A 16,849-nucleotide genomic window follows, 5' to 3' on the forward strand; every position below is an offset into this window, starting at 1 on the left:
GGCGCTTCGAAGACGAGAGATCTTATGATGGAAATTCTGCGTGGTTCGCCCGCCCTGTCGGCATTTCGTGTAAACAAATTGCTGGCCCGCTTTCAGGACGCTCATCTGCCGGTGAGTGATATTTACGCTGAGTACGTCCATTTTGCCGATGTCAGCGCGCCGCTGAGTGAGGATGAAAAATCCCGTCTGCAGCGCCTGCTCAAGTACGGTCCTTCTCTCGCTGAACATGCGCCACAAGGGCGTTTAACTCTGGTCACGCCACGTCCTGGTACGATATCGCCGTGGTCATCAAAAGCCACAGACATTGCTCATAACTGCGATCTGTCGCAGGTGCGTCGTCTGGAACGAGGCATGGCCTTTTATGTCCAGGCACCTCAGCTTTCTGAAAGCCAATGGCAAACGCTCTCCGCACTGCTGCACGACCGCATGATGGAAACGGTTTACAGCGATTTCAGCGAGGCTGAGCAGCTGTTTGCTCACCATGAACCTCAGCCGGTCAAAAGCGTTGATGTGCTGGGTGAGGGCCGTCAGGCGCTGGTTCAGGCCAATATGACGCTCGGCCTGGCGCTGGCCGACGACGAAATTGACTACCTGCTGGCGGCCTTTACCCGGCTGGGACGCAATCCGAACGACATTGAACTTTATATGTTTGCCCAGGCGAACTCTGAGCACTGTCGCCACAAAATCTTTAACGCTGACTGGATCATCGACGGCGAAAAACAGCCTAAATCACTGTTTAAAATGATTAAGAACACCTTCGAGCAAACGCCGGATTATGTTCTGTCAGCCTATAAAGATAACGCGGCGGTAATGGAAGGCTCGGAGGTCGGTCGCTTCTTCGCGGACGCAGAAAAGGGTGAGTACGCCTATCACCAGGAAGCCGCACACATTCTGATGAAGGTTGAAACGCACAACCACCCAACCGCGATTTCGCCCTGGCCTGGCGCTGCAACCGGCTCCGGCGGTGAAATTCGTGATGAAGGCGCGACGGGGCGCGGTGCCAAGCCGAAAGCGGGCCTGGTCGGGTTCTCGGTGTCGAACTTGCGCATCCCCGGCTTCGAACAGCCCTGGGAGGAGGATTTTGGCAAGCCCGCACGCATCGTCAGCGCGCTGGATATTATGACCGAAGGCCCACTGGGCGGCGCAGCCTTTAACAACGAATTTGGTCGTCCGGCCTTAAACGGCTACTTCCGGACCTATGAAGAGCAGGTTAACAGCCATAACGGGACTGAACTGCGCGGCTACCACAAGCCCATTATGCTGGCTGGCGGCATCGGAAACATTCGTTCGGACCACGTTCAGAAAGGTGAAATCACCGTCGGGGCCAAACTGGTCGTGCTGGGCGGGCCGGCGATGAATATCGGCCTGGGCGGCGGTGCGGCATCATCCATGGCATCAGGCCAGTCCGATGCGGATCTCGACTTTGCATCGGTGCAGCGTGACAACCCTGAAATGGAGCGTCGCTGCCAGGAAGTGATCGACCGTTGCTGGCAACGGGGCGATGACAACCCGATTCTGTTTATCCACGATGTGGGCGCGGGCGGCCTGTCCAACGCCATGCCGGAACTGGTCAGCGACGGTGGACGCGGCGGTCGCTTCAACCTGCGCGACATCCTGAGTGATGAACCGGGAATGAGCCCGCTTGAAGTCTGGTGTAACGAATCACAAGAGCGCTATGTGATGGCCGTTGCCCCTGAAAAGCTGGCCGAGTTTGCTGCCATTTGTCAGCGCGAACGTGCGCCGTATGCGGTGATTGGTGAAGCCACTGAAGAGCAGCACCTGACCCTGAACGACAGCCACTTTGATAACAGCCCGATTGATATGCCGCTGGACGTCCTGCTGGGCAAAACCCCGAAAATGACGCGCGATGTGGTGAAACTGCAGGCGAAGGGCGATGCCCTGCAGCGCGAGGGCATTACGCTGACGGACGCGGTAAATCGCGTGCTGCACTTGCCAACCGTAGCGGAAAAAACCTTCCTGATCACCATCGGCGATCGCAGCGTAACCGGCATGGTGGCGCGCGATCAGATGGTGGGCCCCTGGCAGATCCCGGTTGCTAACTGCGCCGTTACGACGGCCAGTCTCGACAGCTACCATGGCGAAGCCTTCGCGCTGGGCGAGCGTGCGCCTGTCGCACTGCTGGACTTCGCCGCCTCGGCCCGTCTGGCCGTGGGTGAAGCACTGACTAACCTGGCCGCGGCGCCGGTCGGTTCGTTGAAGCGGGTGAAACTCTCGGCTAACTGGATGTCGGCCGCGGGCCATCCGGGTGAAGATGCGGGCCTGTATGAAGCCGTAAAAGCCGTCGGTGAGGAACTGTGTCCGGCGCTCGGCATCACTATCCCGGTGGGTAAAGACTCTATGTCGATGAAAACCCGCTGGCAGGAAGGCACCGAACAGCGCGAAATGACCTCGCCGCTGTCGCTGGTGATCACGGCTTTTGCAAGGGTAGAAGACGTACGTCGCAATGTGACGCCACAGCTGGTCGCCGATCGGGACAACCTGCTGCTGTTAATCGACCTTGGCAACGGCGCTAACACCTTAGGCGCGACGGCGCTGGCTCAGGTTTATCGTCAACTGGGTGACAAGCCTGCTGATGTCCGTGATGCAACGCAGCTGGCTGGCTTCTTTAATGCCATTCAGGCACTGGTCAGCCAACAAAAACTGCTGGCTTACCATGACCGCTCAGACGGCGGCCTGCTGGTTACTCTGGCGGAAATGGCTTTCACCGGTCACTGTGGCATCGAAGTCGATATCGCGGCGCTGGGCAGCGATGCACTGGCTGCGCTGTTCACCGAAGAGCTGGGGGCGGTGATTCAAATCAACGCGGCGGATCGCGAAGCCGTGGAGCAGATTCTTGCTGAACATGGCCTGGCGCACTGCAGCCATGTGCTGGGCAGCGCACAGTCGGGCGATCGCTTTGTGATTCGCTCAGGCGACAGCGCGGTTTACAGCGAAAGCCGCACCATCTTGCGGACCTGGTGGGCAGAAACCACCTGGCAGATGCAGCGTCTGCGTGATAATCCGGCCTGTGCCGATCAGGAACATCAGGCAAAGCAGGATGACACCGATCCCGGACTGAACGTTAACCTGACCTTTAAGCCAGACGAAGACGTTGCAGCACCGATGATTGCGACGGGCGCGCGTCCACGCGTTGCCGTGCTGCGCGAGCAGGGCGTTAACTCGCATGTGGAAATGGCGGCCGCCTTTGATCGGGCAGGTTTTACGGCGGTTGACGTGCATATGAGTGACCTGCTGGCGGGCCGGATCGATCTGGAACCTTTCCAGGCGCTGGTGGCCTGTGGCGGTTTCTCCTACGGTGACGTATTGGGCGCGGGTGAAGGTTGGGCGAAATCCATTCTGTTTAACCCGCGCGTACGCGATCAGTTCGAGTCGTTCTTCCATCGCCCACAAACGCTGGCACTGGGCGTGTGTAACGGCTGCCAGATGATGTCTAACCTGCGTGAATTGATTCCGGGTAGTGAGCTGTGGCCGCGCTTTGTCCGTAACCAGTCTGAACGTTTTGAAGCACGCTTCAGCCTGGTTGAAGTGGCTGCCAGCCCGTCGTTACTGTTGGATGGCATGGCCGGTTCCCGTATGCCGATCGCCGTATCGCACGGCGAGGGCTTCGTGGAGGTGCGTGATGGCGCGCACCTTGCCGCACTGGAATCGAAAGGGCTGGTGGCGCTACGTTATGTCGATAACACAGGCAAGGTGACGGAAGCCTATCCGGCAAACCCGAATGGCTCGCCAAACGGTATTACTGCGGTGACCAATGAAAGTGGACGCGTCACAATTATGATGCCGCATCCAGAGCGTGTGTTCCGCACGGTCAGCAACTCATGGCACCCGGCTGAATGGGGCGAAGACAGCCCCTGGATGCGCATTTTCCGCAATGCACGGAAACAATTGGGTTAAGAGCGGCGAAAAAAGACCGGGAGGCCTGAGTGCCTCCCTTTTTTTATTCCCCGTTTGTTGGCAAAAGGAGACATACGTCACCTTTTGTTGTCGCCGATTGGTGACATCTATCTTTATGATTTCTATAGATTGAAAGGGAAAAGCAAAATTGTGTTGGTATCTGGCGACACTTTTAGCGGACCAGACAGTCTGAAATGAGCGAAGTCAGCTGAATGGTTTTTTCAAAATATTGATTACAAAGGTATTTTAAAAACTGGCATGAACCTTGCTATACTATGCCTGTTGCTCATTCATCTGTTTATGATTGCCACCCCACAGCGGGCAGAGCTCATAAAATCCGAATGACGCACCAAACGGAGCCTGTCGTCCACCCAACCGATAATCGTATGTTCTGCATCGTTATCAAGCATCGGACGCAACGTTGAGTTAGGCTCCACCCATTCTCGCGTACTGCTATGGCGGTGCGTCAACGGCAGGCCATCGCGCCTGCCGTTTTCTTTTCTGCCTCTTCCTTCTCTGGGCTGACTCCGCTAGCATCCGGTAAGCGTATCTTTAAGGAAGCCGTCGCGTGAAAAAATGGCGTTTATTTCCCGGGTCCCTGCGCCAGTTGGTGCTGATGGCCTTTTTGCTGGTGCTCCTGCCGCTGTTGGTGCTGGCCTGGCAGGCCTGGGAAAGTCTCTCAGCGTTAAGTAATCAGGCTGCCGACACTAACCGAAATACCTTTACTGACGTCAGGCGCAGCGAGGCGATGGCACGCACCGCTATCGAGCTGGAACGGAGTTATCGCCAGTACTGTGTGCTGGGCGATACTTCTCTGGCAAAGCTCTATCAGACGCAGCGTATCCGCTATGGTCAGATGCTCAGTTCCCATGCCGACAGCCTGCCCGATTTACCGGCGTTTAAAACGTTGCAGGCCATTTTGCCGCAGCTGGAAACCATGCAGTGCGATAATGGTAATCCTGTGACCGGTGCGTCACAGGCGCTGGAAAAATTTTCAGCGACAAACGTGCAACTGGTGCAGGATACGCGAGAAGTGGTGTTTGCACGTGGTCTGCAACTGCAACGTGAAATAGCCGACCGTGGTCAGTTTTTTGGCTGGCAGGCGCTTATCCTGTTTATTATCAGCCTGACGTTAACCCTGCTGTTTACCCGCATGATCATCGGCCCGGTAAAAAGCGTAGAGCGGATGATTAACCGACTTGGCGAAGGACGCGAACTGGGCAGCAGCATGGTGTTTCGCGGTCCGCGCGAGTTACGCTCTTTGGGGCAACGTATTATCTGGTTAAGTGAACGCCTGGCCTGGCTGGAAACCCAGCGACATGAATTTTTACGTCATCTTTCACACGAACTTAAAACGCCGCTTGCCAGCCTGCGTGAAGGTACAGAGCTGCTGGCTGATGAGGTTGCGGGCATACTGAATCCTGAACAGAAAGAAATCGTCTCAATACTGGATAACAGCAGTCGCCACCTGCAACGCCTTATCGAACAGCTACTTGATTACAACCGCAAACTGGCTGATGGCCCGATTACCCTGGAAACGGTGGATCTGACTGACATCGTGTATGACGTTGTTAATGCGCATGCACTCTCAGCCCGAACCAAGCTTATGCATGTCAATATCGATCTTAAAGCCACAGATTGCCTGGCAGAACCTATGCTATTGATGAGCGTGATTGACAACCTCTACTCTAACGCCGTGAACTATGGCAATGAATCCGGTAACATTTGGCTGCACAGCCAGCGGCAGGGCGATCGGATAATCATCGATGTCGCTAACAGCGGTACGCCCATTCCCGAAAATGAGCAGGAGATGATTTTTGAACCTTTTTTCCAGGGCAGTCATCAGCGTAAAGGGCCGGTCAAAGGCAGCGGACTGGGGTTAAGCATCGCAAAGGATTGTCTGCGCCGCATGCACGGTAGCCTGCAACTGGTTACCCGTGACGACGCTGATGTTTGTTTTCGCATCGAACTGAACACCACAGCCGGGAAAGTCTGAAGCATGAAATTTTTCGCCGCCCTCATGATAAGCGCACTGAGCAGCATGATGCTCAGTGGGTGTGCCTCATCCCCGGTCACCACAACAGCCCAGCCCGCTTCGGGCAGCGTTGTGGTGCCCGAAGTACGGCTGGTCGACTATCTCACTATGCGCTGCGTCGATATCTGGCGTATTGAGAATAGCGCCGCCATGACGAATCCCCTTTACTGGATGTGCAGTATAGACTGTGCCGAACGACTTTCTCCCGCTGAAGCACGAGCGGAGGCCCACCGCTGGCCGGTGGACAGCTGGTCGCGCGCCTTTAAGCAGGGGGTATTAATGGCAAACGGCAATGTGACGCCACTGGAACGCCGCGACTACATCAACGTGCTTGATGGCTACAGCGAGCAGTTCCCCCCCAATATGCGTGCGTTAATTCAGCTCTGGCGCAGTAATCAGGTCGCCCAGCTTGAACTCAGCGCCATGCGGTCACGCTACGCCCATTTGCAACAGAGCAGCGATGCCCAGTCAGATTCGCTGCGTCAACAACAGATAAAACTGCGTCAGCAGCTCAGTGATACCCAGCGCAAACTGGAGCGGCTAACCGATATTGAGCGCCAGCTTTCGTCGCGCAAAACCTCTGATATGCCTGACGGCAGTCACGGAACGGCACTGCCACAAGAGGAAGATCAGTAATGGTGAAACAAGCGGCCCACCTGCTTTTAGTGGATGATGATCCCAGCCTGCTCAAACTGTTAGGTATGCGCCTGACCAGTGAGGGATATCAGGTGACGACCGCGGCCAGTGGGCCCGATGCGCTTCGGCTGTTGCAGAAAGAGAAGATCGAGCTGGTCATCAGCGATCTGCGCATGGATGAAATGGACGGCCTGGCATTATTTGCTGAAATTCAAAAGCGTCACGCGGGTTTACCGGTCATCATTTTAACGGCGCATGGTTCAATCCCGGAAGCCGTAGCGGCAACGCAGCAGGGCGTGTTCAGCTTCCTTACCAAGCCCGTGGATCGCGATGCACTGTATAAGGCGATAGACGAAGCCCTGGCGCAGCGAGCGCCAGTCAGCGACGACCGCTGGCGTGAAGCCATAGTGACCCGTAGCCCGCAGATGCTGCGCTTACTTGAACAGGCACACATGGTTGCCCAGTCAGACGTCAGCGTGCTGATTAACGGGCAAAGCGGCACGGGTAAAGAAGTCCTGGCACAGGCTATCCATGCCGCCAGCCCGCGCGCGCAAAAGCCGTTTGTGGCCATTAACTGCGGTGCCTTACCTGAGCAGCTTCTGGAATCAGAGTTGTTTGGTCACGCCAAAGGCGCCTTTACCGGCGCGGTCAGCGCGCGTGACGGCCTGTTTAAAGCCGCGGAAGGCGGCACGCTGTTTCTGGACGAAATTGGCGATATGCCGCCTGCACTGCAGGTGAAGTTACTGCGCGTGCTGCAGGAGCGTAAAGTCCGGCCGCTGGGCAGCAATAATGATATCGATATTGATGTCCGGATTATCTCGGCCACGCACCGGGATCTGCCGAAAGCGATGGAAAAGAATGCGTTTCGCGAAGATCTCTTTTACCGCCTGAACGTGGTGAACCTGAAAATCCCCGCGCTGCATCAACGTACCGAAGATATCCCACTGCTGGCTAACCATTTGCTGCGTCAAACGGCAGAACGACATAAGCCGCAGATCCGCAGCTTCTCCGTCGATGCGATGAAGCGCCTGATGTCTGCCAGCTGGCCAGGTAACGTGCGTCAGTTGGTTAACGTTATTGAGCAGTGTGTCGCGCTCAGCTCCTCGCCCGTTATCAGCGATGCGCTGGTAGAGCAGGCGCTGAGTGGAGAAAACAGCGCGCTACCGACCTTTGTTGAAGCACGGAATCAGTTCGAACTTAACTATCTGCGTAAGCTGTTACAGATGACCAAAGGGAACGTCACCAACGCCGCGCGTCTGGCTGGACGTAACCGTACCGAATTCTATAAGCTGCTGTCACGGCATGAACTGGACGCCAGCGACTTTAAAGAGTAATTTTTTGCCCCCATAGTCTGCGGCGCTGCCAGCGACATTTATACTTTAATAACCCTCTAACCATGGAGGGCTCGAGGAAAGGATCTGACATGAAAAAGATCGATGCAATTATTAAACCCTTCAAGCTCGATGACGTGCGTGAGGCACTTGCTGAAGTCGGCATTACCGGCATGACCGTGAGCGAAGTAAAAGGATTTGGTCGCCAGAAAGGCCATACGGAACTCTACCGTGGCGCAGAGTACATGGTGGACTTCCTGCCCAAGGTGAAAATCGAAATGGTTGTCGGAGATGATATCGTTGATACCTGCGTCGAAACCATCATGCGCACCGCACAAACCGGAAAAATCGGCGACGGTAAAATCTTTGTTTTCGATGTTGCCCGCGTAGTGCGCATCCGTACTGGCGAAGAAGACGAAGAAGCGATTTAATTCACTTTAGATGCAAAATCTTTAGCTGAAATCCCGGCGATGTTGGAAAAGTTTCATTCGTCGAGATCTCGCCCCGTCCTGATATGAGGGAGGGGCGAAAAGCTGTCTGTTTCACCACAAAGTGTTACCCCCGCCCGCGTTAACGCAGCACTGCACACCGAACGGCTGGCGCCACTGCTTCAAGGGCGCCGTTCGCAGTCGCCGATTCATATCTCTTTATGTGGACCGAACCGCTCATAGTGAATTCTGTCCGCCGTAATGCCGACCGCATGCAACTGCTTAACGATAAATTGCATAAAGCCAAGTGGCCCGCAGAGATAAAAGTGGGTATTCACATCCCGCAGCCGCGCTGACAGGGTCGCCAAATCCATCATACCTTGCGCATCGTAGCGGCCTGCATCGGGTTCGTCCGGCTCGCGATACCAGATGTGCTGTGCAAAATCAGGAAGCAGGGCACCGGTGGTGGTCACTTCGTCTGCGAAGGCATGCTGTTTGCCATTTTCGGCGGCGTGAAGCCAGTTGACGGGCGCCAGATGCCGCTGTGCAGCCAGCGCGTGGAGCATTGCCAGCATTGGGGTTTGTCCAACGCCGGCGGAAATGAGCGTGACCGGCGTTGTCGGGCTAACCTGCAGGAAAAAATCGCCGTGCGGGGCGGCCAACTGCACTTCACTGCCGACTTCTGCATGCTGATGTAGCCAGCCGGACAGGATTCCCTGCGGCGCCTGTTTCACCGCAATACGGTACATTTTCTCGTTGCTCCCTGTGGTTAGTGAGTACTGACGAATTTGATGATATTCACAACCTGCGGGCTGCAAGTGAAGCGTCAGATACTGACCGGGTTTAAAGGGGGCAACCGGACCCCCGTCCACAGGCGTAAAAGTAAAGCTTTTAATCACGGCACTCTGCTGCTCAATCGCGCTGATGCGAAACGGCCGCGTCCCGCGCCATCCGCCTTTTTGCTGCTCCGATGCCTGATAAATCGCTTCTTCGCGCTGGATAAACACATCCGCCAGTATACCGTAAGCACGTCCCCATGCTGCCAGCACGTCATCACCGGGATTCAACAGGGTTTTGATGGTAGCAAGTAAATGCTCACCCACAATTGCATACTGCGCGGGCTGAATATTCAGGCTGGTATGTTTTTGCGCAATTTTTTCAACGGCCGGCAGTATCGCTGTCAGGTTTTCGAGGTTTGCGCCGTAGGCACATATCGCATTGAACAGGGCTTCACGCTGCCCGCCGTTACGTTGATTATTCATGTTAAAGACATTTTTTAGTTCAGGATGCTGAGCAAGCATGCGGTCATAGAAATGAGCAGTCAGATCGGGGCCGCAGGCGGCAAGGGCGGGAAGGGATGATTTCACGGTAGCAATAGTCTGAGCATCAAGCATGGCAACACCTCATTTAAAGTTGCATTTTAAATGCATCTTATGATCGTTTCTTTCATGCTGTAAATCTCATGCTGGGTTTTACTGGCAGCAACTGGCCGGTTTTCGCGACAAAAGCGCAAAAAATCTTTTACAGAGTGAAAAAATGATATTGGCGGGCAATCGTTGCAAAAAAGGGATAAAAAGGCATGGCGTCTCGGTAGCCAAACGTTTGCGTAAAAAGAGGGAATTCACCCTACCTTACCCCGATAAAACGGTTTACACTGTCTGCCTTCGCCCTCAGGGGGCGTAAATTGCCGATTTAAAGATAGCCAGTCAGGAGATGCGGATGTTAAAGCGTGAAATGAACATTGCCGATTATGATGCCGAGTTGTGGCAGGCGATGGAGCAAGAGAAAGTGCGTCAGGAAGAGCACATTGAACTGATTGCTTCTGAAAACTACACCAGCCCGCGTGTTATGCAGGCGCAAGGTTCTCAGCTCACTAACAAATATGCCGAAGGCTATCCGGGCAAGCGCTACTACGGTGGCTGCGAATACGTAGACATTGTTGAACAACTGGCTATCGACCGTGCTAAAGCCCTGTTTGGCGCTGACTATGCGAACGTGCAGCCTCATTCTGGTTCTCAGGCTAACTTTGCCGTTTTCACCGCGCTGCTGCAGCCCGGCGATACCATTCTGGGCATGAACCTGGCACACGGCGGTCACCTGACACACGGTTCACCGGTTAACCTGTCGGGCAAACTGTACAACGTTGTGCCTTACGGCATCGACGAAACCGGTAAAATTGACTATACCGAACTGGCCGAGCTGGCACAGACTCATAAGCCTAAAATGATCATCGGCGGTTTCTCGGCGTATTCCGGGATTTGCGACTGGGCTAAAATGCGTGAAATCGCTGACAGCGTTGGCGCATGGCTGTTTGTGGATATGGCGCACGTTGCCGGTCTGATTGCTGCGGATGTTTACCCTAACCCGGTTCCACATGCACATATCGTGACCTCCACGACGCACAAAACCCTGGCTGGTCCGCGCGGCGGTATCATCCTGGCGCAGGGCGGCGATGAAGAGCTGTACAAAAAGCTTAACTCAGCCGTCTTCCCTGGTGGACAGGGCGGCCCGCTGATGCACGTGATCGCCGGTAAAGCCGTGGCCTTCAAAGAAGCCATGGAGCCTGAGTTTAAAGCCTACCAGCAGCAGGTCGCCAAAAACGCTAAGGCAATGGTAGAAGTGCTGATCGCGCGTGGCTATAACATCGTATCAGGCGGCACCTATAACCACCTGTTCCTGATCGATCTCGTCAGCAAAAACATGACCGGTAAAGAAGCCGATGCCGCACTGGGCCGCGCGAATATCACCGTAAACAAAAACAGCGTGCCAAACGATCCGAAAAGCCCGTTTGTCACCTCTGGTGTTCGAATTGGTACGCCTGCCGTTACGCGCCGTGGCTTTAAAGAAGCAGACGTACGCGAACTGGCCGGTTGGATCGCGGATGTGTTAGACAACATCAACGATGAAGCTACCATTGAGCGTACCAAGCAGAAAGTACTGGATATCTGTGCGCGCCTGCCGGTTTACGCATAACCCTTTCTGTTGAAAACACAGTCTGACAAGAGGATGGCCATGGCCATCCTTTTTTATTGCCTGCATAACCCGGCTCTGACAAAGTAACGACCACATATCATTGCCTGGACGCATCATTGCTGGAGGGAACATGGCAATCGGCTCCGCCAAGTGGCTTGGACTAAGCTACTTCACCTACTTTTTCTGCTACGGCATTTATCTTCCTTTCTGGGGCGTCTGGCTCAAAGGTGTGGGCCTGAATGCTGAACAAATTGGCCTGCTATTGGGGTGCGGCATGGTGGCGCGCTTTGTGGGCAGTTTATTCATCGCCTCTCAGGTTAAAAATCCCGGACAATTGATTACGGCATTACGCCTGCTGGCCCTGCTGACCTGCTTTATTGCGGCGGGCTATTGGGTTGGGCAGCAGTGGATGTGGCTGCTGTTAGTCATGACCGGTTTTAACCTGTTTTTCTCGCCGCTGGTTCCTTTAAGCGATGCACTGGCCGCCACCTGGACGCAGCAAATTGGCCTTGCCTACGGGCCCGTTCGCTTGTGGGGTTCGCTGGCGTTTGTGATCAGCTCAGCCCTGACCGGTATGCTGGTGAGCGCCTTCTCTTCGCAGGCGATCTTAATGCTGCTGTCGGTTGGGTTGGTCAGTATGCTGGCAGGAATGCTGCTTACCCCGCGTACCCATCCCCAGGGCAGCGAAAGGCAGGGCAGAGTCGGTGGAGGCTGGCAGGCCTGGCGCGATCTGATAAAGGAAAACGCGGTCTGGCGCTTTATGGTGTGCGTGACGTTATTACAGGGTGCGCATGCGGCTTATTATGGTTTCAGCGCCATCTGGTGGCAGGAGAGCGGTTATTCTGCATCGGTAGTGGGTTATCTGTGGTCGCTGGGCGTGGTAGCGGAAATCGTGGTGTTTGCCTTAAGCCATCGACTGTTTCACCGCTGGCGCGCACGGGATCTGCTGTTGCTGTCAGGCATCTGTGCGCTGGTTCGCTGGGGACTGCTCGGCGCCAGCACCGCGTTGCCGCTGCTGATTGTGGGGCAACTACTCCACTGCGGTAGCTTTACGGTATGTCATCTGGCCGCAATGCGCTTTATCGCTTCACGGCAGGGGGCGGATGTGATCCGTTTGCAGTCGCTCTATTCGGCGCTGGCAATGGGCGGCGGAATTGCCGTCATGACCATGATTTGTGGCGTACTCTTTACTCACCTGCACGGTCATCTCTTCTGGGTGATGGCGCTGGTGGCACTGCCCGCACTGTTCCTGCGGCCGCGTCAGGATTCCAGCAAATAGCGAATGCGCTGCTGATGGTATTCAGTCAGCGGCAGTTCGGCGTGGATAAGTGGGGGGGAGAAAAGGGGCAGCGAGGTGACATAAGGCGAAATAATGACATCGACTTCGCGCGGTGCACCGTCGCGCTGGAAATCTTCAACGCGCTGATAGGTGATGTTAACAGGCAGCAAGGTGATCTTGCGGATTTGCTGCTCGACATCCTGTTCCAGTTCGGGATCGTCACCGGTGAGCAGCAGCACCTGTTTTTCCTGCAATGCGCTGCTTTGCATCAGCCATGCACCTAAAATCACCGTCACCAGGCTGACCTCTTCCGGCGCGAACTGAACCTGAAACGTCTGCTCGAAAGCGTCCAGTGCCTGCTGTGTGGTGCGCAGCAGGCGCGGATAAAGCCTGGTTACGTCTTGTGCCACACTGTCATCAATAGCCATTGTAAAGTAGGTGCGATCCAGCGCCTGTGCCAGGTGAGTATATAACTGCTGCTGGAGTTCGGTGCGGTCATGAAAAGTGGTGCCGGCGACGTGCTCAAAATCATCAATGAGCCGCTGTGTGGCGCGCATCAGTCGCTGCTCGCTGGGATGGTCGACACGGTTGGCGTCCGGAAAATGGATCAGGCTAAATAACAGTGTCCAGAAATCCGTTTCGCTGGCGTCCGGCGTCAGATGACAGCGCTTTTGCCAGTGATGAATAACATCTTTTGCGGCCTGACGTTCTGCTTTCGCTGACAGCCATGCCTGCTGCTGCGCCGTAAAGATCGCAGGCTGGCGCTGGCACAGGCCGTATTTCATAAATATTTGTAAAAAGAGTTGATCGCGCGTGCTGAACGGGCGATTAAGGCACAGGCTGCAGTGCTGGATCAGCGCCTGTAAATTGGTTTCATCGTACAGCGCTTTTTCAATTTTCATCTGCTTCAGACGCAGGCGTAAGGGCGCGGCAAAATGCTCGCAGACAAAGGCCTGCGACAGTCGCAGGCTGCGTCGCAAATTATGGATTAAGCAAATGCGTCGATCCAGCTCTGTACCATGAATGCGCAGGCTGCCATCCACCATCTGATGAAGTTCCAGTCGATGATAGCGCTGTATCTCATCACCCACTTCTGCGATGTCCTGTCTCGCGGTGGCGATGTCCACTCCGTTTAGCAGGCTTAATCTTTTAAGCGTCAGTGCAGGAGCGGGCAGAAACAGCAGTAACAACAGATGACAGCGACGCTGTGAACCGGTGAAGAGTGGTGCTGAAGATGTAGCAGAACTCATCAATCATTATTCCAGCAGGCTATTTTTAGCTAAGAATAGTCAACCTCCTGAACCCTTGAACGGTTTACCCGTTTTTTTGTTCAGAGGTTTAAGGCGGGTCACAAAATTTTGTTACTTAAGAAACCTTTTCATCAGGAACGTTACTTTATAACATTATGAGACGCATGTTTTTTGCACTATTTACCCTGGTCAGTTCGTCAGCGCTGGCACATCCACACAGCTTTATTGATATGAAAACCGAGCTGGTCACGAAGGACGATCGTTTTACCGGCCTGAAAATGACGTGGACCATGGATGAGATTACCTCCGCCGACCTGCTGTATGACGCGAGCGATGCCAAACCGGGAACGGTGGTATGGAAGAAACTGGCGGCGGGTGTGATGGCGAACGTGCTCGGGCAACATTACTTTTCCGAAATCTGGCATAACAAGCAGCGGGTGAAGTTCTTGAATTTACCAACGGAATACAATCTGTCGCGCAGCGGCAATAAGGCGGTACTGGAATTTGTTCTGCCGCTGGCCGAGCCGCCTTTACTCAAAAATGAACGCTTTGAGATTTTAACCTTCGATCCGACCTACTTCGTGGATATGTTCTACGACAAACCTGAGGCGTTAACTGTACCGCAAGCTTTACAGTCACGCTGTGCATTCACCTTACATACGCCCAAACCGGATGACTCTTTGAAACAGTATGCGCTCTCGCTCGACAAGGCAGATGCGCCGCCTGAGGATATGGATCTGGGAAGGCAGTTTGCACAAACGGTAATACTGACATGTCACTGACGCTCACGACCCAAGCCAAAAAACGGCTGTGGCCGCTGGCACTGTTTACGGCAGGGTTGGTTACTCTGGGCGCGGCCATCTGGCTGCACTGGCCCCAGATACTTCTGCAAAGCGTGCTCTGGCAAAAAGTGCTGCATCGCCAGATGACCCAGCTCCTGCAGCAGGTTGCCGAGCAGCCTCATCATGCCGGACTGTCGTTACTGGCATTCAGCCTGATCTATGGTGTCCTGCATGCCTTAGGGCCAGGTCACGGTAAAGTCGTGATCACGACCTTTCTGGCAACGCATCCGGCAAAACTGAAAACCAGCATGAAACTCACGCTACTGGCCTCGTTGCTACAGGGCTCAGTGGCTATCATCCTGGTCACGCTGATGCTGGTGGTGCTGAAAACCTCATCGCGGCAGCTGCACCTCAGCAGTTTCTGGCTGGAGAAGAGCAGTTATGTGTTGGTTATTGCCTTAGGTATCTGGATAGGCTACCGGGCGATAAAGGCGCTTTGGCTGCTGTTGCGTCCTCAGCCGACAATGAGGATTCATGCGCTGCGCCCTCATCATCAGCATGATGAACACTGTGGCTGTGGCCATGCGCATTTGCCCAGCGCACAGCAAATGGCGGGCGCCGTTAATGGCAAAACGCAGCTGTTGGTGGTGATCTCCATGGGGCTGCGTCCCTGCTCAGGCGCGATCATGATGCTGCTGTTTTCTAAAGTGATTGGCGTGTATCTGTGGGGCGTCCTTTCTGCCGCCGTTATGGCGGTGGGGACCGCCCTGACCATTTCTGCCATCGGCTTACTGGTGCAGCGTTCCCGCGTGCTGGCGCAACGTCTTGGCGCGGACAGCCAGGTGGGTAAAGGTGCGCGCAGCCTGTTGCCTGTGCTGGCGTTAGTGGGCAGCCTGACGTTGATTGTTGTGGGCTGTGCGCTCTGGCAGTCTGCTCAGCCTGGTTTTACCGGCGGTATCCGACCCTTTTAATTTCTGCGGCGGCGGAAGATATTCCCCGCTGCCGGGATCCTCGCATTTTCGCTTCGCAACTATTTTTATTTTCTCTTGCACGTTGAGTGGTGAAAATAGTTTTCACTGACTACGCTGTTTATAGTTATTGCGAACCCCTGTCTGGGAATGAAAAAAACGACACTCACCTGCTATGTGTTGCGAGGGAAATATCTCATGGCTGATACCCGTATTAATAATGGCTACAACGATCCGCTCGTCACCGGAGCGGCAGGCTTACCCCTTAAACGCATTTCCTGGAGTGCCGTTTTTGCCGGTGTAATTTGTGCTTTGATTATTCACATATTATTAACCTTGCTGGGTACGGCAATTGGTGCTACCACCATTGACCCTTTGCAGGAAGATAATCCATTTAAACATCTGGGAACGGGTGCCCTGGTCTGGACGGCCATTGAAATGCTGATCGCTATTGCCGCCGGTAGCTACGTCGCCGGTCGCCTGGCGCAGCGTGAGGGCGCACTGCACGGCTTGCTGATGTTTGGTATTAGTACCGTCTTAACTATTTACCTGGCCGTGAGCCTTGCCAGTAGCGTATTAGGCGGCGCCATGAATATTCTTGGTACGGGTTTCCAGGCAGTAGGAAGTGGTATTTCAGCCGCTGCGCCATCGGTTACCCAAATGGCTAAAGAAAAACTGCAGCAAAATAATATTAATTTAGACAATATGCAGCAAGAACTGGAAACGACGCTGCGTCAAACGGGTAAGCCTGAATTACAACCGGAAAATCTGAAGCAGGATGCGAATAATGAAGCGCAGAATGCCGAAAATCAGGCAAATAACACGGCTAATCATCCACAAACGGCAGACACAGATTTAGCAAACTGGTTTAAAGGCGTTATTGCTCGTCATTCAGATACTTTACAGGCCGCCGATCGTGATGCTTTAAAAAATATTATTAAAGCGCGGACCGGAAAAAGCGATCAGGAAGCTGAACAGATCGTCAATCAGGCAGAACAAAGCTATCAACAGGCTATGCAGAAATATCAGGAACTGAAAAAACAGGCAGAGCAGAAAGCGCGTGAAGCCGGCGAGCAGGCGGCGAAAGCAACCGCGAAAGCCAGCTGGTATGCTTTCTTTATCCTGATTATTGAAGCGGTACTGGCAGGCGTGATGGGAATGGTAGGACGTCGTACTCAGCCACGTCAGGTGTTAACGCACGAACGTCGTTAATCCCAAGGCAATAAGAAAGGCGGCACGTTATCGTGCCGCC

The 16,849-nt window shown here is 54.4% G+C and carries 12 protein-coding genes; 10 read left to right on the plus strand and 2 right to left on the minus strand.

Annotated elements, in window-relative coordinates:
• Positions 1-24 precede the first annotated feature (24 nt).
• The 5 genes from purL to glnB all read left to right on the plus strand — a co-directional run bounded on the left by purL (position 25) and on the right by glnB (position 8,348).
• The gene (gene purL, locus AAIE03_RS02565) at positions 25-3,915 is read left to right on the plus strand and encodes a phosphoribosylformylglycinamidine synthase (protein WP_498562766.1); all 3,891 of its coding nucleotides are present in this window, start codon (positions 25-27) and stop codon (positions 3,913-3,915) included.
• Positions 3,916-4,483: 568 nt separating this feature from the next.
• The gene (locus AAIE03_RS02570; RefSeq protein WP_042677230.1) at positions 4,484-5,911 is read left to right on the plus strand and encodes a sensor histidine kinase; all 1,428 of its coding nucleotides are present in this window, start codon (positions 4,484-4,486) and stop codon (positions 5,909-5,911) included.
• 3 nt (positions 5,912-5,914) lie between these two features.
• Positions 5,915-6,586, plus strand: coding sequence for a two-component system QseEF-associated lipoprotein QseG (gene qseG, locus AAIE03_RS02575; RefSeq protein ID WP_498562767.1), 672 nt, complete (start codon positions 5,915-5,917; stop codon positions 6,584-6,586).
• Complete coding sequence (glrR, locus tag AAIE03_RS02580; protein ID WP_014594327.1) at positions 6,586-7,920, plus strand: two-component system response regulator GlrR; 1,335 nt, start codon at positions 6,586-6,588, stop codon at positions 7,918-7,920. The genes qseG and glrR overlap by 1 nt, the downstream gene beginning before the upstream one ends.
• 89 nt (positions 7,921-8,009) lie before the next feature.
• Positions 8,010-8,348 carry a nitrogen regulatory protein P-II gene (gene glnB, locus AAIE03_RS02585; RefSeq protein WP_003848647.1) on the plus strand — a complete coding sequence of 113 codons (339 nt, stop codon included), beginning with the start codon at positions 8,010-8,012 and terminating at the stop codon, positions 8,346-8,348.
• A gap of 206 nt (positions 8,349-8,554) precedes the next feature.
• On the opposite strand, the gene hmpA is transcribed toward glnB, so the two are convergent.
• On the minus strand, positions 8,555-9,739 hold the full coding sequence (hmpA, locus tag AAIE03_RS02590) for an NO-inducible flavohemoprotein (RefSeq protein WP_498562768.1): 1,185 nt from the start codon (positions 9,737-9,739) through the stop codon (positions 8,555-8,557).
• A gap of 325 nt (positions 9,740-10,064) precedes the next feature.
• Here hmpA and glyA point away from each other — a divergent pair, with 325 nt between their 5' ends.
• On the plus strand, positions 10,065-11,318 hold the full coding sequence (gene glyA, locus AAIE03_RS02595; protein ID WP_015699732.1) for a serine hydroxymethyltransferase: 1,254 nt from the start codon (positions 10,065-10,067) through the stop codon (positions 11,316-11,318).
• A 130-nt stretch (positions 11,319-11,448) separates the two neighbouring features.
• Positions 11,449-12,597 carry a 3-phenylpropionate MFS transporter gene (locus AAIE03_RS02600; protein ID WP_014594325.1) on the plus strand — a complete coding sequence of 383 codons (1,149 nt, stop codon included), beginning with the start codon at positions 11,449-11,451 and terminating at the stop codon, positions 12,595-12,597.
• Here the strand turns inward: AAIE03_RS02600 and csiE are convergent.
• On the minus strand, positions 12,579-13,847 hold the full coding sequence (csiE, locus tag AAIE03_RS02605; protein WP_498562769.1) for a stationary phase inducible protein CsiE: 1,269 nt from the start codon (positions 13,845-13,847) through the stop codon (positions 12,579-12,581). The genes AAIE03_RS02600 and csiE overlap by 19 nt on opposite strands.
• Positions 13,848-14,002: 155 nt before the next feature.
• On the opposite strand from csiE, the gene AAIE03_RS02610 reads away from it, so the two are divergent.
• The 3 genes from AAIE03_RS02610 (at position 14,003) to AAIE03_RS02620 (ending at position 16,809) form a co-directional block, all read left to right on the plus strand.
• Positions 14,003-14,629 carry a DUF1007 family protein gene (locus tag AAIE03_RS02610; protein WP_013026749.1) on the plus strand — a complete coding sequence of 209 codons (627 nt, stop codon included), beginning with the start codon at positions 14,003-14,005 and terminating at the stop codon, positions 14,627-14,629.
• On the plus strand, positions 14,620-15,600 hold the full coding sequence (locus AAIE03_RS02615) for a nickel/cobalt transporter (protein ID WP_014594323.1): 981 nt from the start codon (positions 14,620-14,622) through the stop codon (positions 15,598-15,600). Before AAIE03_RS02610 ends, AAIE03_RS02615 begins: the two co-directional genes overlap by 10 nt.
• A gap of 195 nt (positions 15,601-15,795) precedes the next feature.
• Complete coding sequence (locus tag AAIE03_RS02620) at positions 15,796-16,809, plus strand: YrzE family protein (protein WP_014605268.1); 1,014 nt, start codon at positions 15,796-15,798, stop codon at positions 16,807-16,809.
• Positions 16,810-16,849: the final 40 nt, after the last annotated feature.

Source organism: Pantoea sp. Ae19-2, assembly GCF_059801205.1.